Source organism: Patulibacter medicamentivorans (assembly GCF_000240225.1).
In the GTDB taxonomy this organism is placed as follows: Bacteria; Actinomycetota; Thermoleophilia; order Solirubrobacterales; family Solirubrobacteraceae; genus Patulibacter; species Patulibacter medicamentivorans.
In genome coordinates, this window is record NZ_AGUD01000295.1 from 15,017 (window position 1) to 37,280 (window position 22,264).

Sequence of the window (22,264 nt, forward strand, 5' to 3'; positions counted from 1 at the left end):
GCATGGTGCTTGCGATGGCAGCCATCTGGCGCTCCTCGACCCCGTGGACCTGTGGACGCCGCTGTGTGCGTCCCCCCGACCCGAACCTAGCGCCTGAGAGGCGCGCGGTCCAGGCGAAGATCTTCGCCCGGGCGCCAGTCGATGCCGGGCGGAGGCGACCCCGCGCCGCTCGATCAGGCCGCCACCGCCCGGGCCGCCCCGCTCGCGCGTCCGGGCAGGTGCGCGAGCAGGACGTCCAGCCGGTCGGCGAGCGCACCGTCGACCGCGACCCCGAGCTGCTCGAGCCCGCGATCGCAGATCGGGGCCAGGTGCCGCCGCATGCTGGCGCTGGCGCAGTGGACGCGGATCGCGTCGGCGTCCGAGGAGAACGTCAGCCGCGGCTGGCCCGGCAGCAGCGTGTACGGGCTGCAGCGCGGGCGCGCCGGATCGAGCGCCCGCCCCGGCGCGGTGTAGACCGCGGCCAGCTCGCCGCCGAAGATCGACCGGTGGACGCGGTCGAAGTACGGCTCGTCCCGGCCTCCGGTCGCCGCCACGTCCCCGCTCATGCTCCAGCCGACCTTGACGCCCGCGCCCCACCGCCGGCGCGCCCACTCGACGTCGGCCGCCTGGCGCGCGGCGTAGAGGTCCGGGCAGCGGGCCCAAGCCTCGCCCATCAGCCGCGGGTGGAGCCGATCCTCGATCTCCGACGCCAGCACCACCTCGTAGGGGCCGAGGCCGAGCGCGGCGGCCAGCTCCCGCAGCTCCGCGGCCAGCATCCGGGCGCGCCGATCGACGTCGCGGCGGGTCGCGAAGCCGTTGTAGAGCGCGTGCCGGTCGGCGATCAGGTGCACCACCCGCGCGGCGCCCAGCTGCTCGCGGCGGCGGGCGGCGACCAGCACCATCGCCAGCGCGTCGAGCGGTAGTCGGCCCTCGCCGAGCCCGTGGCGGGTCGCCAGGCCGAACCCCAGGTAGACCGATTCGCAGGGGCCGCCGTCGCCGGCGACGGCGCAGCGGATCAGCGGGTCGGCGCGCGGCGCCGGGTCAGCGCGCATCGCGCACCAGCACCGGGTAGTCGAACTCGTGGCGCAGCGACGCGTGGCGCGAGAGCCTCCAGCTGGCCTCCAGGTCCGCCATCCAGCTGGCCGTCACGTCGAGACCGGCCTGCGCCATCGCCCGCGCGGTGACGAAGACCAGCGTCCCCGACAGCCCGCGCCCGCGGTGCTCGGCCGCCGTCCCGGCACCGACCTCGCCGGCGCCGGCGCCGACCACCGGATGCATCCACGAGACCATCCGGCCCTCGTGGGTCGCGCAGAACCCCAGCTCGGGTCCGGCGCGGAAGTGCTCGGCGGCGCCGTAGACCTCGAGCATCGTCTCCCGCAGCAGCGGATCGTCGATGTCGGAGGGCCGCAGCCGCCGCAGCCCGTAGCCGTCGGCACGGAACCGCCGGCGGCGTTCGCGCTCCTCCGCGCCGGTCAATGCCCGCCGCAGGTCCGCGCTGCGGCCGCGGAAGTGCTGCCGCAGCCCGGCGCGGAAGCCGTCGGGCACCGTCAGCGCGTCCAGGTCGGTGCCCGGCGGCAGGACCAGCATCGCCGTGCGGCGGGACCGGAGCGCCCGGGCCGCGGCGGCCAGCGCCGCCGCGTCGATCGGCCCGGCCAGGAAGCAGAGCCGCCCGCCGACCTCGAGCAGCTCGGTGCGCTCGGCGACCGGCGACCGGCGGCCGGTCATCCGCCCGGCCAGGTGCGCCTGCGCCCAGACCAGGTTCGGGTGCCCGGCGGCCAGCCCGGCGTCCAGCGTCCCTGCGTCGTCGGTCCCCCCGACGAGCGTCGTCGTCATCGGACGCTCCTCAGACCGCGGTGCCGAGACGGTCGCCCGCGACGCTCATCCGGAGCATCAGCCGCTCGTGCGGGTAGTAGTCGGCGACCGGCAGGTGCTGCAGGCAGCGGTTGTCCCAGACCAGCACGTCGCCCTCGCGCCAGACGTGGCGGTAGTGGAAGGCCGGGTTCTCGACGTGGCGGAAGAGGAACCCGAGCAGGTGCTTCGCCTCGTCGTCGTTCAGCCCGACGATCCCGGTCGTGTGCGGGGCGGAGAGGAACAGGGCCTTGCGCCCGGTCAGCGGGTGGGTGCGGACCAGCGGATGCGCGACGGCGGGATGGGCGGCGAAGTGCTCGTCGGGATCGATGCCCCGTGCCCGCAGCGCCTTCTCGAGCATCGGGTTGCGGAACGCCTGGCGCATGTCGTGGACGCCCTCGAGGCCCTCGAGCAGGCGCCGCATCGTGGGCGACAGCGCCTCGTACGCCAGGTACATGCTCGAGAACAGCGTGTCCCCGCCGAGCGCCGGCGTGATCTTGGCGTAGAGCACCGTGGCGCTCGGCGGGTCGACGAAGCCGACGTTGTCGGTGTGCCAGTGGTCCAGCCCGGGCCGGCGGTCGGGCCCGTTGTGCAGCGCCAGGCAGTCGGGGTGACCGTCGAGCGCGAACATCGCCGTGTGCTCGCGCATCTCGAGCGGGCTCTGGCCGGGCGCCAGCTCCAGCTCGCTGAAGGCCGACGCGAACCGCCGCTGGTCGTCGACGGTGATGTCCTGGTCGCGTACGACCAGCAGCCCGTGGTCCTTGAACGCCTCGCGGACCGCCTGGCGCTGGTCGTCGGTGAGTTCGCTGGAGAGATCCAGCCCGTCGATCCGGGCGCCGAGCGCCAGGCTCACCGGCTCCACGGTCAGGCGTCGCTGTTCCACGACGAGGTCCCTGCTGATCACGTGCTTCCCCCTGTCGATGCGTGGGCGCTTGCGCCGCCCCGGTCGCTCTCGACATTCCCACCGGGATCCCGTCCCGACAGTGCCGGATCGGTGCCGACCACGTGCCGCACCGGTTCCACCGGCCCACTTGACGGGTGTGGCAATGTGGCGAGCGTGAACGCGGATCCGCAGACCGAGGACCAGCGCGCCCGGCGGCCCGCGATCCTGGCCGTCGACGACGAACCGGCGGTGCTGGCGGCGGTCGCGCGCGACCTGCGCCGCGGCTTCGGCGAGCGGTTCCGGATCCTGCGCGCCTCGTCGGGGGCCGAGGCGCTCGACCTGCTGCGGCAGCTGCGGACCCGGGGCGACGCCGTCGCGCTGCTGATCGCCGACCAGCGGATGCCCGGGATGTCGGGGACCGAGTACCTGATCGAGGCCCGCAAGCTCGTGCCCGAGGCCAAGCGGGTGCTGCTGACCGCCTACGCCGACACCGACGCCGCGATCCAGGCGATCAACGAGGTCGCGCTCGACTACTACCTGCTGAAGCCGTGGGACCCGCCGGAGGAGCAGCTGTTCCCGGTCGTCGAGGACCTGCTGACGACCTGGGAGGCGGGCGCCGCGCTCGACGCCGGAGGCGTGCGGGTGATCGGCCACCGGTTCTCCAAGGACTCCCACGACCTGCGCGACTTCCTGGCCCGGAACCGGGTCCCCGCCCGCTGGCTCGACGTCGAGCGCGAGGGCGAGGCGCGCGAGCTGCTGCAGGTCGCCGGGGTCAGCCCCGACGGCCTGCCGATGGTGCTGCTGGAGGACGGGTCGATCCTGGAGCGCCCGACGGTCCTGGAGCTGGCCGAGCGACTCGGGGTCAGCGGCCAGGCCGCGCAGGACCACTACGACCTGGTGATCGTCGGCGGCGGGCCGGCGGGCTTGGCGGCGGCGGTCTACGGCGCCTCCGAGGGGCTGCGGACGGTGATGATCGAGCGCGAGGCGCCGGGCGGCCAGGCCGGGCAGTCGAGCCGGATCGAGAACTACCTGGGCTTCCCCGCCGGCCTCTCCGGGTCGGACCTGGCGCGGCGCGGGACCGACCAGGCGCGGCGGCTCGGCGCCGAGCTGCTGACGGTCCAGGACGCGATCGGGCTGCGGGCCGAGGGCGCCGGGCGGATCGTCGAGCTGAGCGGCGGAGGGACGCTGAGCGCGAACTGCGTGCTGGTCGCCTCCGGGGTCTCGTACCGCCAGCTCGACGCGCCCGGGTTCGCCGATCTGACCGGGGCCGGGATCTACTACGGCGCGGCGATGACCGAGGCCCGCGCGTGCGCGGACCAGCAGGTCGTCGTGATCGGCGGCGCCAACTCGGCCGGCCAGGCCGCGGTCCACTTCGCCGGCTACGCCGGCAAGGTGACGATGCTGGTGCGGGGCCCGTCGCTGGAGGCGTCGATGTCGCACTACCTGATCGAGCAGATCGCCGGACTGCCGAACGTCGAGGTCCGGACCGGCACCTCGGCGATCGCCGCCGACGGCGACGAGGGCCGGCTGCGCACGCTGCGCGTTCGCGGGCCCGACGGCGAGTCCGACCTGGCCGCCGACGCCTGCTTCGTCTTCATCGGCGCCTCGCCCCGGACCGACTGGCTCGACGGCGTCGTCGCCCGCGACGAGCGCGGCTTCATCCTCGCCGGGCCCGACGCACCCGCCGACCGCTGGCCGCTCCCGCGCGAGCCCTACCTGCTGGAGACCAGCGTCCCCGGCGTCTTCGTGGCCGGCGACGTCCGGGCGCGGTCGATCAAGCGGGTCGCGAGCGCGGTCGGCGAGGGGTCGATGGCCGTGTCGCTCGTCCACCAGTACCTGGCCGAGGCGTAGCGATGGGCGACGACTTCTCCGACGACGGGGTGCCGGCCACGGTCGAGCAGCTGCGCGCGGTCGACCTCTTCGACGGCCTCGACGACGCCCAGCTCGCGGCGTGGGCGTCGGTCGCCCGCGTCCAGGAGGTGCCGGCGGGCACCGTGCTCGCCGAGCAGGGACGCCAGCCGGCCGGCGTCCACCTGCTGCTGCGCGGGAGCGTCCAGAACTGGCTGGTCGAGGGCGAGCGCAGCGAGCCGATCGGCCGCCAGCAGGCGCCGACCTGGATGGGCGCCGTGGCGGTGATCATCGACGGCGCCCACGCCGTCCGGATGCAGGTCGAGGAGCCGAGCCTGGTGGCGCTGCTGCCGGCCGACGAGTTCCGCCGGATCACCTACGAGCAGCCGCTGGTCCGCGAGCGGGTGATGTCGAAGGTCTCCCCCGTCGTCCACCGGATCGCCGCCGTCGAGCAGAACCGCGAGCGGCTGGCCGCGCTCGGCACGATGGCCGCCGGGCTCGCCCACGAGCTGAACAACCCGGCCGCGGCGGCGCGCCGGGCCGCCGCCGACATGGCCGAGGCGATCGAGACCGTCAACGGCGCGCTGATCAGCCTGGTCGCCGCCGGGGTCGAGCGGGCCGAGGCCGCGCAGCTGATCGAGCTGCAGCAGCAGGCCGTCCAGCGCTCCGCGTCCTGCAGCGCGCTCGACGCCCTCGACGCGGCCGACGCCGAGGACGAGCTGCGCGACGCGCTCGAGGACGCCGGCGTCGGCGAGGCCTGGCGGATCGTCGAGCCGCTCGCCCGCGCCCGCGTCGACGCCGCCTGGCTGGAGCGCGTCCGCGGGCTGGCCGGCGAGGCGACCGACGCCGTCGTCCGCTGGGTCGCGGCGACCCTCTCCGCCCAGGGCCTCGCGCGCGAGCTGCAGGAGTCGACCGCGCGGATGTCGGAGCTGGTCGGGGCGGTCAAGTCCTACGCCTACGTCGACCGCGGCGAGGTCGTGCAGGTCGACGTCCACGAGGGGCTGGAGACGACGCTGACGGTCCTCGGCCACAAGCTCAAGCAGACCGCGATCGAGGTCGTGCGCGACTACGACCGGACCCTGCCGCCGCTGATGGTCCGCGGGCCCGAGCTGAACCAGGTCTGGACGAACCTGCTCGACAACGCGATCCAGGCGCTCGGCGAGCGCGGCACGATCACCCTCGCCACCCGCCGAGACGGGCCCTGCGCCCTGATCGAGATCAGCGACGACGGCCCCGGGATGCCGCCCGAGGTCCGCGATCGCGTCTTCGAGTCGTTCTTCACCACCAAGGACGTCGGCCAGGGCACCGGCCTGGGCCTGACGACCGCCCGCAGCATCGTCGTCGACCGCCACCACGGATCGATGACCGTCGACTCCGAGCCGGGCCGGACCACCTTCCACGTCTGGATCCCGTTCGAGTCGGCGGCCGACGACGAGACCCTGATCCCCGTCGAGCCGAACGCCGCCTGACGGCCAGGAGCCGAGACCGCCATGCCCGCCTGCACCCACCTGGACCACGTCCTCGTCACCGAGCTGCCCGAGTCGGTCGACGGCTGCGAGGACTGCCTCGCGGTCGGCGGCCAGTGGCTGCACCTCCGGATCTGCCTGGAGTGCGGCCACGTCGGCTGCTGCGACGACTCGCCGGCCCGGCACGCCACCGCCCACGCGACCGCGACCGGCCACCCGCTGATCCGCTCGATCGAGCCGGGCGAGCGGTGGTCGTGGTGCTTCGTCGACGAGGTCGCGCTGCGGATCGACGCGATCCACGGCGAGCCCCGGATCCCGCCGTCCCCGATGCTCGGCTGAGGAGCCGCTCCCGATGCCCCCGATCTCGCGCGGGTTCCGTGGCCGCCGTCCGCCCGTCGACCCGACCCGGGTCCCGCCCGGCCAGTACGTCGAGCGGGACTTCCCGGTGCTGTCCGCCGGTCCGACGCCGCGCGTCGACCTGGACCGCTGGCAGCTGTCGATCGACGGCGCGATCGACCGCGCCGCCAGCTGGAGCTGGGAGCAGTTCCGGGCGCTCCCCCAGGAGACCTTCACCGTCGACATCCACTGCGTGACGAAGTGGACGAAGCTCGACACCACCTGGACCGGCGTCGCGGTCGACACCCTGCTCGCCGGCCTGAGCCCGGGCGGGGCGTTCGTCAGCGTCTGGTGCGACGGCGGCTACACGACGAACCTGCCGCTGGCCGACCTGACCGACGGCAGGGCCTGGGTCGTGCACGAGTACGACGGCGCCCCGCTGCCGCCCGAGCACGGCGGGCCGGCGCGGCTGCTGGTCCCGCACCTGTACTTCTGGAAGAGCGCCAAGTGGGTTCGCGGGCTGACGATCACCGTCGCCGACGAGCCCGGGTTCTGGGAGCGCGGCGGCTACCACCGGCGCGGCGACCCGTGGCGCGAAGAGCGCTACTGGAGCGACTGAGGGTGGCCGACGCGCGCGGCCCGGCGACACCGCCGGCGATCGTCTGGCGGACCGCGACCGTCGCGGCGACGCGGGCCGAGAACGACCATGCCCGGACGCTCGAGCTGGACGTGCCCGGCTGGCCCGGCCACCGCGCCGGCCAGTACCTCGACGTCCGGCTGACGGCCGAGGACGGCTACCAGGCGCAGCGCTCGTTCTCGCTCGCCTCGGCCCCTGAGTCCGGGCGGGTCGAGATCACCGTCGAGCGGATCGACGACGGCGAGGTCTCCCCCTACCTGGTCGACGAGCTGCGGGTCGGCGACCAGTTCGAGCTGCGCGGGCCGATCGGCGGACCGTTCACCTGGTCGGTGGCGGACGGCGGTCCGCTGCTGCTGATCGCCGGCGGGTCGGGGCTCGTGCCGCTGATGGCGATGCTGCGTCACCGCGCCGCCCGCGGCTCCACGATCGACGCCCGCGCGCTGGTCTCGGTCCGCGGGCCGGGCGACCTGCTCTACCGCGACGAGCTGACGGCGCTGGCCTCCGACGACCGCCTCGACCTGCGACCGACCTACACGCGGCTGCCGCCGCCGGGCTGGAGCGGGTTCGCCGGCCGGATCGACGCGGCGATGGTGGCTGCGATCGGCCCGCCGCCGCAGGAGCGGCCGCTGGTCTTCGTCTGCGGGCCGACCCCGTTCGTCGAGCACGCGGCCGACCTGCTGGTCGACGGCGGGCACGACCCGGCGCGGATCCGGACCGAGCGGTTCGGCCCGTCGTGAGCGGCCGGCGCGTTGGTCTGCCAGGCTGCCCGGCGTGGCTGCGCTGCGCGTCCTGATCGCCGAGGACCAGGTGCTCCTGCGGTCCGGCATCGCCCGGCTGCTGGAGGACGCCGGGCTGCAGGTCGTGGCCGAGGCCGGCGACGCCGACGAGCTGCTGCGCAAGGCCCGGGCCCACCGGCCGGACGTGGCGATCGTCGACGTCCAGATGCCGCCCGACCACGGCGACGACGGGCTGCGGGCGGCGGTCAGGATCCGGCGCGAGCTGCCCGAGACGGCGGTCCTCGTCCTCTCGCAGTTCCTCGAGGAGCGCTACGCGACCGACCTGATCGGCGACGACGCCCACGGCGTCGGCTACCTGCTGAAGGACCGGATCATCGACGTCGAGTCGTTCGTCGACGCGGTCCGGCGGGTGGCGGGCGGCGGCTCGGCGCTCGACCCGGACGTGGTCGCGCGGATGGTCGGCCGGCCGCGGGTCGACGACCCGCTCGACGCGCTGACCCCGCGCGAGCGCGAGGTCCTCGCGCTGATGGCCGAGGGCCACTCCAACCGCGGGATCGCCGAGGCGCTCGGCGTCGGCGCGGCCGCGATCGAGAAGCACACGACGCGGATCTTCCACAAGCTCGGCCTGACCGCCACCGCCAACGAGCACCGCCGGGTGATGGCCGTGCTGACGCTGCTGCGCGCGCGCTGAACGGCGACGGCCGGGACGCGTCGCGGGGCAGCGTGGCCGTCCTGTCGTTCGGGGTCGACCGCCAAAACCCACGGGTCCCGCCCCGACGCCATGCGGCGGGCCCCGTCCTAGGCTGCCGGCCCGATGCCACGGACGACCAACGACGCCCAGCCCCGACGCGAGGATGCCTGAGGTGCGCCAGATCGCACCGGACGTGCTCCAGCTGGCCGGCCGGCCGCGGGACGCGATCAACGCCTACCTGGTCGGCGACGTCCTGATCGACGCGGGCACCCGCCACGCTCGTCGCCGGATCATGCGCCAGATCGCCGGTCGCGCCGTCCGCGCGCACGCGCTGACGCACGCGCATCCCGACCACCAGGGCTCGAGCCACGCGATCTGCACCGAGCTGCGCCTGCCGTTCCTCGTCGGCGACGGCGACGCCGACGCGGCCGAGACCCCCGGTGGGGTCGCGGCGCTGCAGGCGCCCGGCCTGGCGAACCACTTGCAGCAGCGCTGGTGGACGGGGCCGCCGCACCCGGTCGACCGGCGGCTGCGCGAGGGTGACGAGGTCGCGGGGTTCGCCGTGCTGGAGACGCCCGGCCACAGCCCCGGTCACCTCGCGTTCTGGCGGGCCGAGGACCGGGTGCTGCTGCTCGGCGACGTGCTCAACCACGTCCACCCGCTGACCGGGCGCGTCGGCCTGCACGAGCCGCTGCCGATCCTGACCCCGGACCCGGCCCGCAATCGGAACGCGATTCGCCGGCTCGCCGAGCTTCGCCCCCGGATCGCGTGCTTCGGCCACGGCCCGGTCCTGCGCGATCCCGACGCCCTGCTGCGGTTCGCCGAGCGGCTCCCGGCGGCCTGACCTCGCCGTCGAGGCCGGACGGCCCCGGATCGCGGTGAGCGACCGCCGCGGATCGGGGCCATCCGTCTCCGGCGCGCCGGAGCGGGGACCGGATCGGCTCAGGCGCGGTGGGCGGCGGGCCAGGTGCCCTCGCGCTCGGCGCGCTCGAGCAGCTCGGGCGAGGCCTGGTCGGGCCAGACGCCGTAGCGGTCGAGGAAGCCGCGGGCGTCGCTCTCCTCGTCGCGCTCCTCCTCGCCCTTGAGGCCCATCCGGTACAGGCGATCGGAGACGACGACGCCCAGGCCGCCGCCGAGCATCAGCGCCGCGCCCTCGACGCCGATGATGTCCGGGCGCGTCACCAGCATCAGCGCGCCGATCAGGAAGATCAGGCCCGGCAACCAGAAGCGGACGATCTTCACGGGGGTCAGCACGGCGGGCTCCTGTCGGTCGGCGAGGACGGTGACGAGCGAGGCGGGCGACGGAGGGACGTCGCTCGTCCGGTCCATCGATGGTCCCGCGCGCGCAGGGCTCGCGGAAGGGGGTCGCGCCGGACAGCCGGGGTCGGGCTAGCCGGACATCGCGCCGGGCAGCGGCAGCGCGGCCCGCACCACCGTCCCGCCCGCCTCGCCGGGCTCGATCGCCAGCGATCCGCCGAGCGCCGCGACCCGGTCGGCCAGGCCCTGGAGCCCGCGGCCGGCGCCCAGGTCGGCGCCGCCGCGCCCGTCGTCGCCGACCTCGACCAGCAGCCGCCCGTCTCGCTCGCGGACGTCGATCCGCGCCAGCGACGCGCCGGCGTGCTTGGTGACGTTGGCCAGCGCCTCGGCGATCACGAAGTAGGCGGTCGCCTCGATCGCCGGCGGCCAGCGGACCTCGGGCACGGTCGCGCGCACCGGCAGCGGCATCCGCCCGGTCAGCCCGTCGACGGCGGCCGCCAGCCCGCGGTTGGTGAGGATCGAGGGGTGGATGCCGGCCGCCAGCTCGCGCAGCTCGGCCAGCGTCGCCCGCAGCTCGTCGAGCGCCCCGGCGAGGTCCTCGCGCGCCGCCTCGGGTCGTTCGCCGTCGATCGCGGCCAGCGCCTGGCGGACCTGCAGCGCGACGTTCATCAGCCGCTGCTGGGCGCCGTCGTGGAGGTCGCGGCCGATCCGCCGGCGCTCGGCGTCGGCGGCCTCGACGATCCGGATCCGGGACCGCTCCAGCTCCTCGGCCCGCGCCCGCTCGACGGCGGCGCCCCGCTCGGCCTGCTCGGCCGCGCGGCGATCGGAGACGTCGCGGAAGACGACCACCGCGCCACGGCCGTCGGCGGTCGCGATCGGCGCCGACGAGTAGGCGACCGGCACCATCGTGCCGTCGCGGCGGACGAACCAGTCCTCCCAGATCCGCACCACCTCGCCGGTGATCCGCGGCCGCAGCAGCGGGCACTCGGACTCCGGGAAGGGGCGGCCGTCGGGTCGCGTGTGGTGGATCGCCGCATGGCTCGGGCGGCCGACCAGCTCGTCCTCGCGGTAGCCGAGCAGCTCGAGCGCGGCCGCGTTGGCGAACCGGACCGTGCCGGCGTGGTCGACCACGTAGACCGCGTCGGCGACGCTCTCCAGCAGCGCCCCGAGGACCGCCGGCGGATCCGATCCGGGGAGCGCGTCGGGCGGAAGCGCCGGCGGCTCGCCCCCGGGGTCCGGGCCGCCGTCCATCGAGGTCAGGCGCCGACCGCGGCGGGCCGGGAGAGCCGCTCGACGGTCTCGACCAGCGGCTGCAGCTCCTCCTGCTGGCGGGCGGCGGCCAGCGCCTCCCGCAGTGCCGCGTCGTGGGTCGGGCGGGCGGCATCGAGCAGCGCCTGCCCGGCCTCGGTCAGCTCGGAGTAGATCCCGCGGCGGTCGGTGGCGCAGAGGTGCCGGGCCAGGTAGCCGCGATCCTCCAGCCGGGCGACCAGCCGGGTCGTGGCGCTCTGGCTGAGGACGACCGCCCCCGCCAGCTGCTGCATCCGCATGTGGTGCTCGTCCTGGCGCGAGAGCACGTCGAGCACCGTGTACTCGTTGACGCTCAGGTCGTGGCGGGACTCCAGCTCGCGGGCGAGCCGGTCCTCGATCCGCGCGTGGAGCGCGGCCAGCGTCCGCCAGCCCTGGGCTCGGGCCTCGATCGCGTCATCGGGCATCGACATGGCTCAGACCTCGTCTCGGGAGGCAGCGGTGGTCCTCGCTGCTGGCGCAAGACTACCAGTTGACAGCAATAGCCAGCGTTTGCAACTATTGCTCACGCCGCTAATTGCTGACGCATTGGAGTCTCCCCTCATGCCCCTCGCCCTCCTCGCCCTCGCCCTCGGCGCGTTCGCCATCGGCACGACCGAGTTCGTGATCGTCGGCCTGCTGCCCGAGGTCGCCACCAGCTTCGACGTCTCGATCTCCTCCGCCGGGCTGCTGATCTCGGGCTACGCGATCGGGGTCGCGATCGGCGCGCCGCTGCTGACCGCGGCGGTCACCAGGATCTCCCGCAAGACCGTCCTGCTGTGGCTGATGGTGCTGTTCATCGCCGGCAACGTGCTGGCGGCGCTGGCGCCCAGCTACGGGGTGCTGATGGGCGCCCGGATCGTCGCCGCGTTCTCGCACGGCGCGTTCTTCGGGATCGGCGCCGTGGTCGCCGCCGACCTGGTCGCGCCCCAGAAGCGGGCGAGCGCGATCGCGCTGATGTTCACCGGCCTGACGGCGGCCAACGTCCTCGGCGTCCCGCTCGGGACGTTCCTCGGGCAGGAGCTCGGCTGGCGCTCGACCTTCTGGGCGGTCAGCGCGCTCGGGGCGATCGGCCTCGCCGGGATCGTCGCGCTGGTCCCCCGCCAGCCCGCCGACCCGGCCAGCAACCTGCGGCGCGAGCTGGCCGTCTTCCGCCGCCCGCAGGTCTGGATGGCGCTCGGGATGACCGCGCTCGGCTTCGGCGGCGTCTTCGCCTCGTTCACCTACATCTCGCCGATGATGACCGAGCTGGCCGGCTTCTCCCCCTCGACCGTCAGCTGGCTGCTGGTGCTGTTCGGGGTCGGCCTGGTCGGCGGCAACATCCTCGGCGGGCGGCTGGCCGACCGGGCGCTGATGCCGAGCATCTACGGGATCCTCGTCGCCCTCGCGCTGGTGCTGGCGGCGTTCGCCTTCACCGCCCACTCGCAGGCCGCGTCGATCGTCACGATCGTGCTCTTCGGGGCCGCCGGCTTCGCCACGGTGCCCGCGCTCCAGGCCCGCGTGATGCAGAAGGCGGAGGGCGCCGAGACCCTCGCCTCGGCCGCCAACATCGCGGCCTTCAACATCGGCAACGCGCTCGGCGCCTGGCTCTCCGGGCTGGCGATCGCGGGCGGCCTCGGCTACACGGCGCCGAACTGGATCGGCGCCGCGCTCGCCGCCGGCGGGCTGCTGCTGGCGCTGCTGTCGGGGTACCTCGACCGCCGGGCCGGCACCGCGCCGGCCGCGACGCAGGCGCAGCTCGCCAACGCCGCCTGACGCCGCACCGCTCCCACGAACGAAAGACGACAGGATGGACTCCATGACCCAGATCCCGACCATCCCGCTCAACAGCGGCACCTCGATCCCCCAGGTCGGCTTCGGTGTCTTCCAGGTCCCCGCCGAGGAGACCGAGGCCGCCGTCCTGACGGCGCTCGAGGCGGGCTACCGCAGCATCGACACCGCCGCCGCCTACCGCAACGAGACCGCCGTCGGCGCCGCGATCAAGGCCTCGGGCATCCCGCGCGAGGAGCTGTTCGTCACCACCAAGCTGTGGAACGCCGACCAGGGCGCCGAGGAGGCGCTGCGGGCCTTCGACGTCAGCCTCGGCAAGCTCGGGCTGACCTACGTCGACCTGTACCTGATCCACTGGCCCGCGCCGGGCAAGCAGCTCTACGTCGAGACCTGGCAGGCGCTGGAGAAGGTCCAGGCCGAGGGCAGCAGCCGCGCGATCGGCGTCTCGAACTTCCAGACCCACCACCTGCGCGAGATCCTCGAGTCCTCCGACGTGGTGCCGGCGGTCAACCAGATCGAGCTGCACCCGCGGCTGGCCCAGGCCGAGCTGCGGGCGTTCCACGCCGAGCACGGGATCGTGACCGAGGCCTGGAGCCCGCTCGCCCAGGGCGCGGTCCTGAACGACCCGACGATCACGTCGATCGCCCGGGCCCACGGCCGCACGCCGGCCCAGGTCGTCCTGCGCTGGCACGTCCAGCTGGGCAACGTCGTGATCCCCAAGTCGGTCACCCCGGAGCGGATCGCCGCCAACGTCGCGCTCTTCGACTTCGAGCTCTCCGACGAGCAGATGGCCGCGATCGCGAAGCTCGACGACGGCACCCGGACCGGGCCGCACCCGGACGAGTTCGGGGCCTGAGGCGGGCGCGGGGCTGCGGTCCTCGGCCTTGGCGATCGGCGTCGCTCGCTCGTGGGGAGCGAGCGACCGGTCCGATCGCCACGCCGCGGCTACGGCCAGACGAAGACGAACGGGTAGTGCGGCAGCAGGGCGCTCAGTGCGCCCGAGATCCCCGCTGCCACCTTGGCCCGCGACGTCGCGCTGCCGCGAACGTGCTCGCGCAGCTCGACGTGGAGAAAGCGACCGCCGGCCGCTCGCGTCGCGTCGCCCTGCACGTTCTCGGTCCCGGCCAGCGGCGCCCCGCAGGTCGTGCCGCTGAAGGTGAAGACCGTCAATCCCTGGGCGATCAGCTTCTGCGCGGCCGTCGTGACGACGTCGTGGGGCGTCGACACGCCCGCGGAGACCGCGACCTCCTTGCACGCCGCCGGACGGTCCTCGGCGAATCCGTGCAGCTGGGTCACGACCACGTTCGCGTCGACGACCACCTGGTTGATCGCCTGGAAGACGCTGCCGGGCGCGTGCGCGACGTCCGCGACCTTGTCGCCACTCGGCAGGGTCGCGGCGTTGGCGTTGCGGTGGGTCCCCGCGAGCAGCAGATCGGCCGCCCGGGCATCCCGCATCAGCCGGACTGCGATGTCGAAGGTGTGGGTGTCGAAGAGCGGGTGGGGCGCTTCGACCACCGCGTCCCAGAGCACGGCGTCCGGCGCATGGACGTAGAGCCCCCAGGCGTGCGGCCAGCTGGCGTTCGGGTTCTGTCGCTCGCGCAGCAGCACGTAGTCGCGCGCGACCGCGGTGTCGTGGAACCTCACCACGTCGTACTTCAGCGGCGCGGCGAGCGTTGCCGCCTGTGACAGCTTGCCCTGGCGGATCGCGGCGTAGGCGTCGGCCATCGTGTCGGCCTCGGCGACGGTCGGGACGTCGTAGCCCTCGCTGCCGCCCTCCGGCAGCGCGTCCTCGAACGCGTCGACCACGGCCGAGAGATCCCCCTGCTCGTCGACGATGGCCGCATGAGCGTCGGTGGGCCCGCCGAGGGCCGCCAAGCCGACGGCGAGCGCGAGGAGCGCGCGGGCCACGGTGGCGGATCGACGACGGATCATGTCCTCGTTCGGTGGAGTCACGCAGCTAGGACCGCAGACGGTGGCCAAGCCTTACGCGACCGAGCCGCGAGCCGCGCGTAAGGCGCCCGGGGACCCGTGCGTCTTCCCGGAACACGCTCCCGCTGCTGCGGGATCGGTGCCACCCAACCAACAGGAGCGAGCAGATGCTCACCACCCCCGTCGTCGTCGCCGGCTTCCGGCTCAACCACAACCAGGTCCTCACCACCCCCGTCGTCGTCGCCACCTTCCGGCTCAACCACAACCAGGTCACGGGCCGCCGCTAGGCCGCAACGCCCGCATCCCGAGGGCCGTGCCGGTTCGCCGGCGCGGCCCGTCCCCCTGCGATGCACGAGTCGTCCGCACAGCGGCAGCTGCAGGACGCGACGAGCGCCGCCGAGCGCGGCGACCTGGCTGCGGCCGCCGTGCTCGCCGCGCGCAGCGCGGAGCGGTTCGGGGCCTGCCCCGACGGCGCCAACGCGCGAGCGCTGGCCGCCGCCTGCCTGCAGTGCCAGGGGCGGCTCGACGAAGCCCAGGAGCACATCGGCCGAGCGCTGGAGATCCTTGCGCCGCTGGTCGCGCTCGCTGACGTCCCCGCCGACTGTGCGCGGCTCCACGGCACGCTGGTGGTCACCGGCGCATCGATCCAGATCGACCGGGGAGCCTACGTCGACGCGTTGGGCGCGATCCAGGACCTGCTCGCGACGTCCTCCACCGCTCGGACCGCGGCCGACACGTTCGCCGCGGCGATGACCGGCGGCGTGGCCGCCAAGGCGCTCGGTCGCCACGCGGACGCCCGGGCGCTCTACCGGATCGCGGAGACCGCCTGCGAGGCCGGCGAGCTCGGCGGCGAAGCCCGCGCGGCGCTCGACCACAACCTGGCCGGACTGGAGCACGCGTCCGGCGAGGCCGCGGCCGCCCGGCCCCACGCCGAGGCCGCCCTCGCCTGGCGCGCCCGGCAGGCCCGCAACGCGACGCACGACCGCGACGTCGCCGTCGAGCAGGCAGCGCTGGCCGCGATCCTCGTCGACCTGGACGACTGCGAGGCCGCGGCGGCCCTGCTCACGGCCGCGATCGACACCTTCGCCGCCGTCGGCGCCCACGATCCGCTCGACCTCGGAGCCGCGCACCACAACCTCGCCGAGGGGCTGCGTCGACGCGGTGACCACGAGCGTGCTCGCGCCGCGTTCGACGACGCGCTGATCGAGAAGTCCGCCGCGCTCGGAGGCAGCCACCCCGAGGTGGCGGTCACGCTGGCCAGCAGTGCCGCGCACCTGGCCGAGCTGGGTCACGACCGGGAGGCCCGGACGCGCGCGACGGCGGCGGTTCGGATCCTGGCGTCCGCTGCGCCGGGCCACCCGGCGAGGGCGATCGCCCAGGCGGTCCTCGACGGCTCGGCCGTCGAGCGTCGTGGTGGCTCCCGGCCGGGAGCCACCACGAGCGCCGGCGATCAGTCCTCGTACTTGGTGTAGATCCGGATCTTGCCGCCGACCTGACACTCGTACTGCGACCACTTCTTGCCGTGATGGTCGACGCCGCTGTCGATCGGCTGCGACCCGCAGGTCCACTGCACGCCGCCGATCGACCCGCCGGCGGCGTTGGCCGGCGTTCCCGCGAACGCGCTCGCGGCGACCGTGACGGCGACCGCGGCCGCCCAGCGGCCCTTGCGGCCCGTGATGCTCTTCATCTGCTTCTCCTCGATCGGGATTTGCGCGCCGCGGCCGCGCGTCGTCGACGCCGGGCCGCGACCCGTGGATAGGACGGCCGGCGGCGATCGCGCCTTACGTCGACCGTCCGATCCCGCCCGCGCCGCAGCGCCGCAGGGTCCGCTCGCGCCATCCCGGCCGAGGCGGATCAGGCCGCCAGGCCTCGCAGGCCCGAGTCGCCTGCTCGAGCCCGCGCTCAGCCGCCCGGCAGCGCGGACAGCGCTCGCGGTGGGCGGCCAGCCGTCCGTCGATCGCCCAGCTCTCACCATCGATCGCGGCGGCGATCTGGATCGCGGCCGCCCAGCATTCGCGGCCGAGCTCGTCGGCGACGTGGGTTCCGCCCATCCGGTCGGCGATCCCGATCCGGGCCGCGACCACCGTCCGCGCGACCGACCCGCGACTGGCGCCGGTGATCCCCGCGATCTCGGAGTAGCCCAGCTCTCCGTCGGCCAGCAGCGCGAGCGCCTCGCGCTGCGGCCAGGGCAGCAGCGCGGCGGCCTCGTCGACCGTGACCTCCCGTGCCATCAGCTGCTCGTTCCACCGTTCACGACCTGCCACACCTCCATAGACCCTCCTGCGTGTCCGTCCCCTTACGGGCCCTGGACGACCGTCGACCGGGGCGGCGATCCGTAACGAACCACCGCTCCCGGCCGTCGGGTCGTTCGGGGTCCGAGAACGCTCGCGTGGCCGCGCGAGGCTCGTCCCCGAGGACCGATAGGAGCAGTTCATGACCCCAGCTCGAACGCTGGCGATCACCGCCGCCGTCGCCCTGGCCTCGCTCGCGCCGGCGACCGGCGCGAGCGCCCAGGATCCGCCGTCGCCCACCGCGCTCGCGACGCCGGGCGTCGTCGTCGGCGGGAAGTGGTCCGCCTGCAAGGCGAAGCACAACGGCAAGTTCTTCAAGACCCTCGGCTGCTTCTTCACCCCCTGCCGGCCCAGCGGCGGCAACCTCGAGCCGCCTGGCTCCTCGGGCAACCCGCCGGTCTACGGCGGGGGCCTGACCTGCAACTTCTGATGTGGCGGCGGTCCGGGGCCTTCGGTGCCGGACCGCCGCCGCTCGGGGCCCGGCCCGTGGTCGCGGTCCCCATTCGATCGGCAGCCCGGCCAGCACCTCGTCGTCGCCGTCGATGCGGAAGCGCCCGAGCGTGCCGGCCGCCCCGGCACGGTTCAGCCGCGCCACCTCGGCGGCCGTCGCCTCGCGGCAGCCCGCCAGCTCCGGGCTCAGCCGCTTCCGCGCCTCCGGCGGCGGCACCACCGTCGCGGGGATGTCCGTCCGCCGGCCCGGGAGGATCACCCGCGCGCGCCCGGCGCCGCAGACGAGCCCGTCGGCGACTTCGTGCCAGGCGTCGTCCCGGGCGTAGGGCGGGAGCGGCTCCCCGGCCGCCAGCGGCCGCGCCTCGGTCCCCGACAGGTGGATCACGCCGAGCTGGTCGGCGGCGATCGCCGTCGAGGCCATCGCCACGACCGCCCCGGAGGCGGCGGTCGCGATCCGCGCCGCGCGACGCCGGCGGTGGCGGTGGCGGCGCGCCGTCAGGTCACGGCGGGCGTGGGCGACGACCCGCTCACGCAGATGGTCGAGGTCGTTCACGATGTCGGGCACGGCGGGGCCTCCTCGAGGCTCGTGGTCAGGTGCCGCAGCGCGCGGGACACGCGTTGGCGGGCGGTCGCGACCGAGCAGGACAGCTCGACGGCGACCTGGTCGTAGGGCAGGTCCTGGAGCACCCGCAGGTGCAGGGCCGCGCGCAGGTCGTGCGGCAGCTCGGCGAGCGCCGCGCCCGCACCGCGGCCGAAGCGGCGGCCGGCGCCCCAGGCGACGACGAACGTCTCGGCGGTCAGGTCCTCCGCCAGCGCCGCGTCGCCGGTGACCCGCAGCAACCACGCCCGCCGGCCGCCCGCATGGCGGTCGAAGAGGGCCCCGAGCGCCTCCGGGTCCTGGCCCAGGCGCGCGACGAGCTCCTCGTCGGTGCGGTCGTCGGTCATGCCTCTTCTTCCGGTTGGAGCCCGAACGTGTGACACGACGCGGCGCGGCCGGCACCCGTCCGGGCGCCGGCCGCGAGGTCCTACCGCTGCGGCTCCGCGATCACGGCGCCGGGTGGTTCTTGCAGAGGGCGTGGTTGATGACCTCCGTCGCCTGCTCCGCCTTCAGCTTCCCCTTCCCGAGCTTCCCGGCGTCGGTGAGGATGAACCCGCCGTGGCACTCGATGGCGCCCGTGGCCCAGTAGTCGTTGTAGTTGGCGTCCTCGTTGATGCCCCACGAGCCGGTGTGCCACATCGCCAGCCGGTCGTCCGCCCGCAGCCCGTCGAGCTTGTAGCTCAGCCGGTTGACCGTGTTGGTGTCGTCGGTGCCGTAGCGGATGTGCAGCCGTCCGAACACCGGGTGCCCGTCGGTGTCGATCCAGACGTGACCGCGCAGGCGGTTCTTCTCGGTCTTGAAGTCGTCCATCGACATGTCGACGGCGAGCTTCTGGGCGACCAGGTCGCTGACGATCACGCCGTCCAGCGCGTTGCCGTCGGCCAGGGTGCAGGTCGCGCCTGCGTAGCAGACGGTCAGCTCCTGAACCGTGAACGGCGAGGACGCGTCGACGAAGATCGACCCCGAGTCGTTGCGGGTGCCGTTCGGCTGCGGGAAGCCCGCCGGCTGGCGGCCCAGCCGCTTGTCGATCAGGTACGCGTCCGAGGTCGCGCACCAGCGGTAGGTCGAGTAGCAGGCGCGGAGCTTCTCCGGCAGCGCGCCGGTGCTCATCGTCAGCTTCTTCGTTCCGCCCGCGTTCGACGAGAGGGTCAGCCCCGGCGACGTGCCCTGCGCCTCGTACTCGACGTCCGCCAGCTGCTCGTCGTAGTCCCCGCTCGCCCCGACGTCGACCGTCAGCTTCGTCTTCGGGCGCAGCTTCGCCAGCCGGCCGCTGAGGAAGAAGTGGTCCTTGCCCGACGCCTCGTACTCGCCGGGCTCCGTCTCCGGCATCTCGAAGTCGACCCCGAACGGCCGTCCGGCGACCGCGTCGACGTTGGCGACGGTGACCGAGCGCTCCGGCTCGCCCTCGGGCTGCTCCTTCGGCGCCTGGAGGAGGAGCCCGCGCAGACCGCTCAGCCGGCCGACCGCGTAGAACTCCTCCGGCTTCTCGACGTAGTCGAAGCCGTCCTCGTTGGCCGGGATCCGGCTGCTGACCAGGTTCGCCTGGTCGAGCCGGCTCTCCTTCTCGGTCATCCGGGCCTCGATCCGGCCGATCGGGTCGGCGGCGCTGACCTCGATCCGATCGCTGGTCTTGACGGTGAACGCCTTCGGCACGTCGGTCACGTCGAGCCCGGCGTAGCGGGCCCGGTCGGTGATCGTCACGTCGCGGACCGTCAGCTGCGCGTTGGCGATCGGGGCGCCGGCCGACCACTGGATCAGCTGGCCGCCCTTGCCGTTGGGCGCCAGGCTCAGACGGGCCTTGGGCGGCAGCTTCGACAGCACGAGCCGGCCGCGCAGCGGCTTGTCGGCGCCCTTCAGCGGCATCCGCAGGACCGCCTCGAACGGCTTGCCGGCGACGCTGTCGGCCGCGACCACCTGTGTGGTGCCCGGGTCGACCTCGAAGCTGCGCAGGCCGTGGATCGCGACCGCGACGGCGAACTTCGCCTGCTCGTCGACGTAGGTCGCGCCGTCGGTCGCGACCGGCGGCGCGATCGCGTGCTCCTCGCTGTCGGCCAGGCGCAGGCGCGCGCCGCCGACGGGGTCGGCCGCCGTCATCTCGAGCTTGCCCGAGTCGCGAGTGGCGATCGTGAACTGCTTCGGCAGGTCGGTCACGGCCAGGCCCGCGTAGCGTGCCCGCTCGGTCAGCCGCACGTCGCGGACGGCGATCGTCGCGCTCGGCACGCCGGCGTCGGCGCTCCAGCCGACGAGCTTGCCGCCACCGGCTCGCGGCTCCAGGCTCAGCCGTGCCTTCGGCGGCAGCTTCGACAGGTCGACCTCGGCCCGCAGGGGCTGGGGCAACCCGCTCTGCGGCATCGTCACCCGGGCCCCGAACGGCTTGCCCGCCGCGCTGTCGACGGCCACCACCTGCTTGTCGCCCGAGCGCAGCTCGAAGCTGCGGACCCCGCGGATCCGGGCCGCGACGCCGAAGCTGGCCGGGGTGTCGACGTAGGTCACGCCGTCCTTGCCGGCCGGCGGGGCGATCGCGTTGGCGGCCTGGTCGACCAGCCGCATCCGGACCTCGCCGATCGGCGCCGAGGCGCCGCCGACGATCGTCCCGTCGGGCGAGGACTGCAGGGTCAGCTTGCCCGGCAGCGCGTCCGCCTCGACGTCGAGCACGTCGGCGCGATCGGTCAGGTCGAAGCCGCGGAAGTGCAGGTCGGCCTGGGTGACCGTGCCGGCCGCGTCGTACTGGATGCCGCGCGCGCCGCCCTGGTCGTCGAGCTGCAGGACGGTGCTCGGCTGCAGCTGCGCGACCGTGCCCCAGACCTCGTACAGGGGCCGCGGCGTACGGCCGTCGCCGCCCCCGGCGGAGATCACCGGCCCCGCGGCGTCGGACCACTTCAGGTCGACGTCGAGCGGCTGGGCGGTGGCGACGTCCGGCGCCACGCGCAGCGGCTGGTCGGTGCGCAGCGCCACGCCGCGGACATCCCGCAGGCGCGCGGCGACGTCGAACTCGTTCGGCCGGTCGCGGTAGCGCACGAAGCTGCGCGGGATCGCCTGCCCGTCGGAGATCGGCAGCGGACCCTGGCCGCCGCCCAGCGGCGCGGGCTTGCGCTCGTCGGAGAGCCGCAGCGCGACCTCGTCGATCGTGCCGCCCTCCGGCGTCAGCCGGTAGCCCTCGGCCCCGCCGACGTAGCGCGCGGTCACCTTCTTCGTCGGGCCGGTCAGCGACGCGTAGAGCGAGCGGACGCTCTGGCCGTTGGCCTGGAAGATCGGCTGGGCGCCGTCGACCTGGGCCCGCAGCTTCTTCGCCGCGGTCGACCCGTCGACCACCAGCTGATCGGCGGTCTGGTCGACGAGCAGCTTCTGCGGGACGTCCTCGGCGACGACCCCGACGTGCTCGCGGTCGATGCCGCCGACGAAGCGGGTGTAGTCGAAGGTCCCGCGGGCGGCGACCTGCGCGGCGTCCCACACGACGTGGCGGTCGTCCGCCCCGGTCGCGTAGGAGACCTTGGTCCAGGTCGGCAGCTTCTCGACGTGCGCGTTGATCCGCTGGGCCTCCGCCCCGGCGGTGCTGTCGACCCGCAGGTCGAGCGTCGGACGGCCGGCGGCGGTCAGCTGGAAGACCGGCGCATCGGTCATCTGGGCGTTCAGGTCGACCTGCGCGGGCAGCGCCGAGAAGCGCGCCTCGATCTCGGTCGGGTCCTTGCGCACGTCGCCGACCGGGGTGAAGGTCGCCCCGGTGACCGCGGTCTTCGCGCCCGCGCCCTCCTGGGTCACGCCGACGCTGACGTCGGTCGCGTTCGGCGCCTTCAGCTTGGCCTTGAAGGCCGTCGGCGCGGTGTCGAGCCGGCCGTCGTAGCCGAACGCCATCCGCTTCTCGCCGGTATAGGGCAGGCGCACCTCGACCTTGGTCCGCAGCTTCTGGCCGTCCTGCCAGCCGAGCCCGTTGCGCTTGATCTCGACGGTGGCGCTGGTGCCCGAGATCGTCAGCAGCGTCGCCGTCAGCTCCGGCGCCAGGTCGTCGTCGACGTTGATCAGCGTCGGCACGTCGATCAGGGCCTTGTGGGTGCGCACGATCGGCTGGCCGCCGGTCTCGGTCGTCGTCACGTACTCGTAGGTGAGGGTGTTGCAGAGCTGCGGTGTCAGCTCGCAGACGAGGCCGGCCCGGGCCTCGTTGGCGGGTCCGGCCAGCGCTGCCCCCAGCACGATGCCGAGGACGAGCAGGCGTCCGATCGTTCTCACGGTTCTCTCTCCTCCGATGAACGGGGCGCCGCCCTC

At 74.4% G+C, this 22,264-nt stretch carries 22 protein-coding genes; 11 read left to right on the forward strand and 11 right to left on the reverse strand.

The window, feature by feature from the left end; genetic code table 11:
- Window positions 1-173: 173 nt before the first annotated feature.
- The 3 genes from PAI11_RS20295 to PAI11_RS20305 are packed head-to-tail and all read right to left on the reverse strand — an operon-like array spanning window position 174 to window position 2,680.
- Window positions 174-1,031, reverse strand: a complete 858-nt coding sequence (locus PAI11_RS20295) for a hypothetical protein (protein ID WP_007578279.1) — start codon at window positions 1,029-1,031, stop codon at window positions 174-176.
- Entirely contained in the window at window positions 1,021-1,812 is a 792-nt protein-coding gene (locus PAI11_RS20300; RefSeq protein ID WP_007578281.1) for a hypothetical protein, read from the reverse strand. The genes PAI11_RS20295 and PAI11_RS20300 overlap by 11 nt, the downstream gene beginning before the upstream one ends.
- A gap of 10 nt (window positions 1,813-1,822) precedes the next feature.
- On the reverse strand, window positions 1,823-2,680 hold the full coding sequence (locus PAI11_RS20305; RefSeq protein WP_211656637.1) for a TauD/TfdA dioxygenase family protein: 858 nt from the start codon (window positions 2,678-2,680) through the stop codon (window positions 1,823-1,825).
- A 195-nt stretch (window positions 2,681-2,875) separates the two neighbouring features.
- Between PAI11_RS20305 and PAI11_RS20310 the strand changes: the two genes are divergently transcribed.
- From PAI11_RS20310 to PAI11_RS20340, 7 genes are all read left to right on the forward strand, one after another.
- Window positions 2,876-4,561, forward strand: coding sequence for an FAD-dependent oxidoreductase (locus PAI11_RS20310; protein ID WP_007578285.1), 1,686 nt, complete (start codon window positions 2,876-2,878; stop codon window positions 4,559-4,561).
- A gap of 2 nt (window positions 4,562-4,563) precedes the next feature.
- Window positions 4,564-6,027, forward strand: coding sequence for a sensor histidine kinase (locus PAI11_RS28365; protein ID WP_007578287.1), 1,464 nt, complete (start codon window positions 4,564-4,566; stop codon window positions 6,025-6,027).
- 21 nt (window positions 6,028-6,048) lie between these two features.
- Window positions 6,049-6,363: a UBP-type zinc finger domain-containing protein gene (locus tag PAI11_RS20320; protein ID WP_007578290.1), complete on the forward strand. Its 315-nt coding sequence runs from the start codon at window positions 6,049-6,051 to the stop codon at window positions 6,361-6,363.
- 13 nt (window positions 6,364-6,376) lie between these two features.
- Window positions 6,377-6,979 (forward strand): sulfite oxidase-like oxidoreductase, encoded by a 603-nt coding sequence (locus tag PAI11_RS20325; protein ID WP_007578292.1) that lies wholly within the window; start codon window positions 6,377-6,379, stop codon window positions 6,977-6,979.
- A 2-nt stretch (window positions 6,980-6,981) separates the two neighbouring features.
- Window positions 6,982-7,734 carry a ferredoxin reductase gene (locus PAI11_RS20330; RefSeq protein ID WP_007578294.1) on the forward strand — a complete coding sequence of 251 codons (753 nt, stop codon included), beginning with the start codon at window positions 6,982-6,984 and terminating at the stop codon, window positions 7,732-7,734.
- 34 nt (window positions 7,735-7,768) lie between these two features.
- On the forward strand, window positions 7,769-8,425 hold the full coding sequence (locus PAI11_RS20335) for a response regulator transcription factor (protein WP_007578296.1): 657 nt from the start codon (window positions 7,769-7,771) through the stop codon (window positions 8,423-8,425).
- A gap of 163 nt (window positions 8,426-8,588) precedes the next feature.
- Entirely contained in the window at window positions 8,589-9,269 is a 681-nt protein-coding gene (locus PAI11_RS20340) for an MBL fold metallo-hydrolase (RefSeq protein WP_425280477.1), read from the forward strand.
- Window positions 9,270-9,367: 98 nt separating this feature from the next.
- Here the strand turns inward: PAI11_RS20340 and PAI11_RS20345 are convergent, their stop codons facing one another.
- The 3 genes from PAI11_RS20345 to PAI11_RS20355 form a co-directional block, all read right to left on the reverse strand.
- On the reverse strand, window positions 9,368-9,679 hold the full coding sequence (locus PAI11_RS20345) for a hypothetical protein (RefSeq protein ID WP_211656638.1): 312 nt from the start codon (window positions 9,677-9,679) through the stop codon (window positions 9,368-9,370).
- Window positions 9,680-9,814: 135 nt separating this feature from the next.
- Entirely contained in the window at window positions 9,815-10,933 is a 1,119-nt protein-coding gene (locus PAI11_RS20350; RefSeq protein WP_007578301.1) for a sensor histidine kinase, read from the reverse strand.
- Between the two features lie 5 nt (window positions 10,934-10,938).
- The gene (locus PAI11_RS20355) at window positions 10,939-11,400 is read right to left on the reverse strand and encodes a MarR family winged helix-turn-helix transcriptional regulator (RefSeq protein ID WP_007578302.1); all 462 of its coding nucleotides are present in this window, start codon (window positions 11,398-11,400) and stop codon (window positions 10,939-10,941) included.
- Window positions 11,401-11,530: 130 nt separating this feature from the next.
- On the opposite strand from PAI11_RS20355, the gene PAI11_RS20360 reads away from it, so the two are divergent.
- A complete protein-coding gene (locus PAI11_RS20360) occupies window positions 11,531-12,721 on the forward strand; it encodes an MFS transporter (RefSeq protein WP_007578303.1) in 1,191 nt (396 codons plus the stop codon).
- 43 nt (window positions 12,722-12,764) lie between these two features.
- A complete protein-coding gene (locus PAI11_RS20365) occupies window positions 12,765-13,592 on the forward strand; it encodes an aldo/keto reductase (RefSeq protein WP_040601156.1) in 828 nt (275 codons plus the stop codon).
- 89 nt (window positions 13,593-13,681) lie between these two features.
- Here the strand turns inward: PAI11_RS20365 and PAI11_RS20370 are convergent, their stop codons facing one another.
- The gene (locus PAI11_RS20370; RefSeq protein WP_007578305.1) at window positions 13,682-14,644 is read right to left on the reverse strand and encodes a hypothetical protein; all 963 of its coding nucleotides are present in this window, start codon (window positions 14,642-14,644) and stop codon (window positions 13,682-13,684) included.
- 368 nt (window positions 14,645-15,012) lie between these two features.
- Here PAI11_RS20370 and PAI11_RS20380 point away from each other — a divergent pair, with 368 nt between their 5' ends.
- Entirely contained in the window at window positions 15,013-16,137 is a 1,125-nt protein-coding gene (locus tag PAI11_RS20380; RefSeq protein WP_007578307.1) for a tetratricopeptide repeat protein, read from the forward strand.
- On the opposite strand, the gene PAI11_RS20385 is transcribed toward PAI11_RS20380, so the two are convergent.
- Together PAI11_RS20385 and PAI11_RS20390 are read right to left on the reverse strand one after the other, a co-directional pair.
- Window positions 16,116-16,352: a hypothetical protein gene (locus tag PAI11_RS20385; protein ID WP_007578308.1), complete on the reverse strand. Its 237-nt coding sequence runs from the start codon at window positions 16,350-16,352 to the stop codon at window positions 16,116-16,118. The genes PAI11_RS20380 and PAI11_RS20385 overlap by 22 nt on opposite strands.
- A gap of 94 nt (window positions 16,353-16,446) precedes the next feature.
- On the reverse strand, window positions 16,447-16,896 hold the full coding sequence (locus PAI11_RS20390; protein WP_040601160.1) for a sigma factor-like helix-turn-helix DNA-binding protein: 450 nt from the start codon (window positions 16,894-16,896) through the stop codon (window positions 16,447-16,449).
- A 202-nt stretch (window positions 16,897-17,098) separates the two neighbouring features.
- Here PAI11_RS20390 and PAI11_RS20395 point away from each other — a divergent pair, with 202 nt between their 5' ends.
- Window positions 17,099-17,386 carry a hypothetical protein gene (locus PAI11_RS20395; RefSeq protein WP_007578310.1) on the forward strand — a complete coding sequence of 96 codons (288 nt, stop codon included), beginning with the start codon at window positions 17,099-17,101 and terminating at the stop codon, window positions 17,384-17,386.
- A gap of 569 nt (window positions 17,387-17,955) precedes the next feature.
- Here the strand turns inward: PAI11_RS20395 and PAI11_RS24885 are convergent.
- Window positions 17,956-18,351, reverse strand: coding sequence for an RNA polymerase sigma factor (locus PAI11_RS24885; RefSeq protein ID WP_007578312.1), 396 nt, complete (start codon window positions 18,349-18,351; stop codon window positions 17,956-17,958).
- A 100-nt stretch (window positions 18,352-18,451) separates the two neighbouring features.
- On the reverse strand, window positions 18,452-22,228 hold the full coding sequence (locus PAI11_RS20410) for a hypothetical protein (protein ID WP_007578313.1): 3,777 nt from the start codon (window positions 22,226-22,228) through the stop codon (window positions 18,452-18,454).
- Window positions 22,229-22,264: the final 36 nt, after the last annotated feature.

Bases quoted from the DNA above. Each gene is read 5' to 3' on its own strand.
- PAI11_RS20340 (WP_425280477.1), top strand. From the start codon at position 8,589: ATGCCTGAGGTGCGCCAGATCGCACCGGACGTGCTCCAGCTGGCCGGC.
- PAI11_RS20360 (WP_007578303.1), top strand. From the start codon at position 11,531: ATGCCCCTCGCCCTCCTCGCCCTCGCCCTCGGCGCGTTCGCCATCGGC.
- PAI11_RS20350 (WP_007578301.1), bottom strand. From the start codon at position 10,933: ATGGACGGCGGCCCGGACCCCGGGGGCGAGCCGCCGGCGCTTCCGCCC.
- PAI11_RS20325 (WP_007578292.1), top strand. From the start codon at position 6,377: ATGCCCCCGATCTCGCGCGGGTTCCGTGGCCGCCGTCCGCCCGTCGAC.
- PAI11_RS20355 (WP_007578302.1), bottom strand. From the start codon at position 11,400: ATGTCGATGCCCGATGACGCGATCGAGGCCCGAGCCCAGGGCTGGCGG.
- PAI11_RS20300 (WP_007578281.1), bottom strand. From the start codon at position 1,812: ATGACGACGACGCTCGTCGGGGGGACCGACGACGCAGGGACGCTGGAC.
- PAI11_RS28365 (WP_007578287.1), top strand. From the start codon at position 4,564: ATGGGCGACGACTTCTCCGACGACGGGGTGCCGGCCACGGTCGAGCAG.
- PAI11_RS20295 (WP_007578279.1), bottom strand. From the start codon at position 1,031: ATGCGCGCTGACCCGGCGCCGCGCGCCGACCCGCTGATCCGCTGCGCC.
- PAI11_RS20380 (WP_007578307.1), top strand. From the start codon at position 15,013: ATGCACGAGTCGTCCGCACAGCGGCAGCTGCAGGACGCGACGAGCGCC.
- PAI11_RS20390 (WP_040601160.1), bottom strand. From the start codon at position 16,896: ATGGCACGGGAGGTCACGGTCGACGAGGCCGCCGCGCTGCTGCCCTGG.
- PAI11_RS20365 (WP_040601156.1), top strand. From the start codon at position 12,765: ATGACCCAGATCCCGACCATCCCGCTCAACAGCGGCACCTCGATCCCC.
- PAI11_RS20385 (WP_007578308.1), bottom strand. From the start codon at position 16,352: ATGAAGAGCATCACGGGCCGCAAGGGCCGCTGGGCGGCCGCGGTCGCC.
- PAI11_RS20320 (WP_007578290.1), top strand. From the start codon at position 6,049: ATGCCCGCCTGCACCCACCTGGACCACGTCCTCGTCACCGAGCTGCCC.
- PAI11_RS24885 (WP_007578312.1), bottom strand. From the start codon at position 18,351: ATGACCGACGACCGCACCGACGAGGAGCTCGTCGCGCGCCTGGGCCAG.
- PAI11_RS20395 (WP_007578310.1), top strand. From the start codon at position 17,099: ATGACCCCAGCTCGAACGCTGGCGATCACCGCCGCCGTCGCCCTGGCC.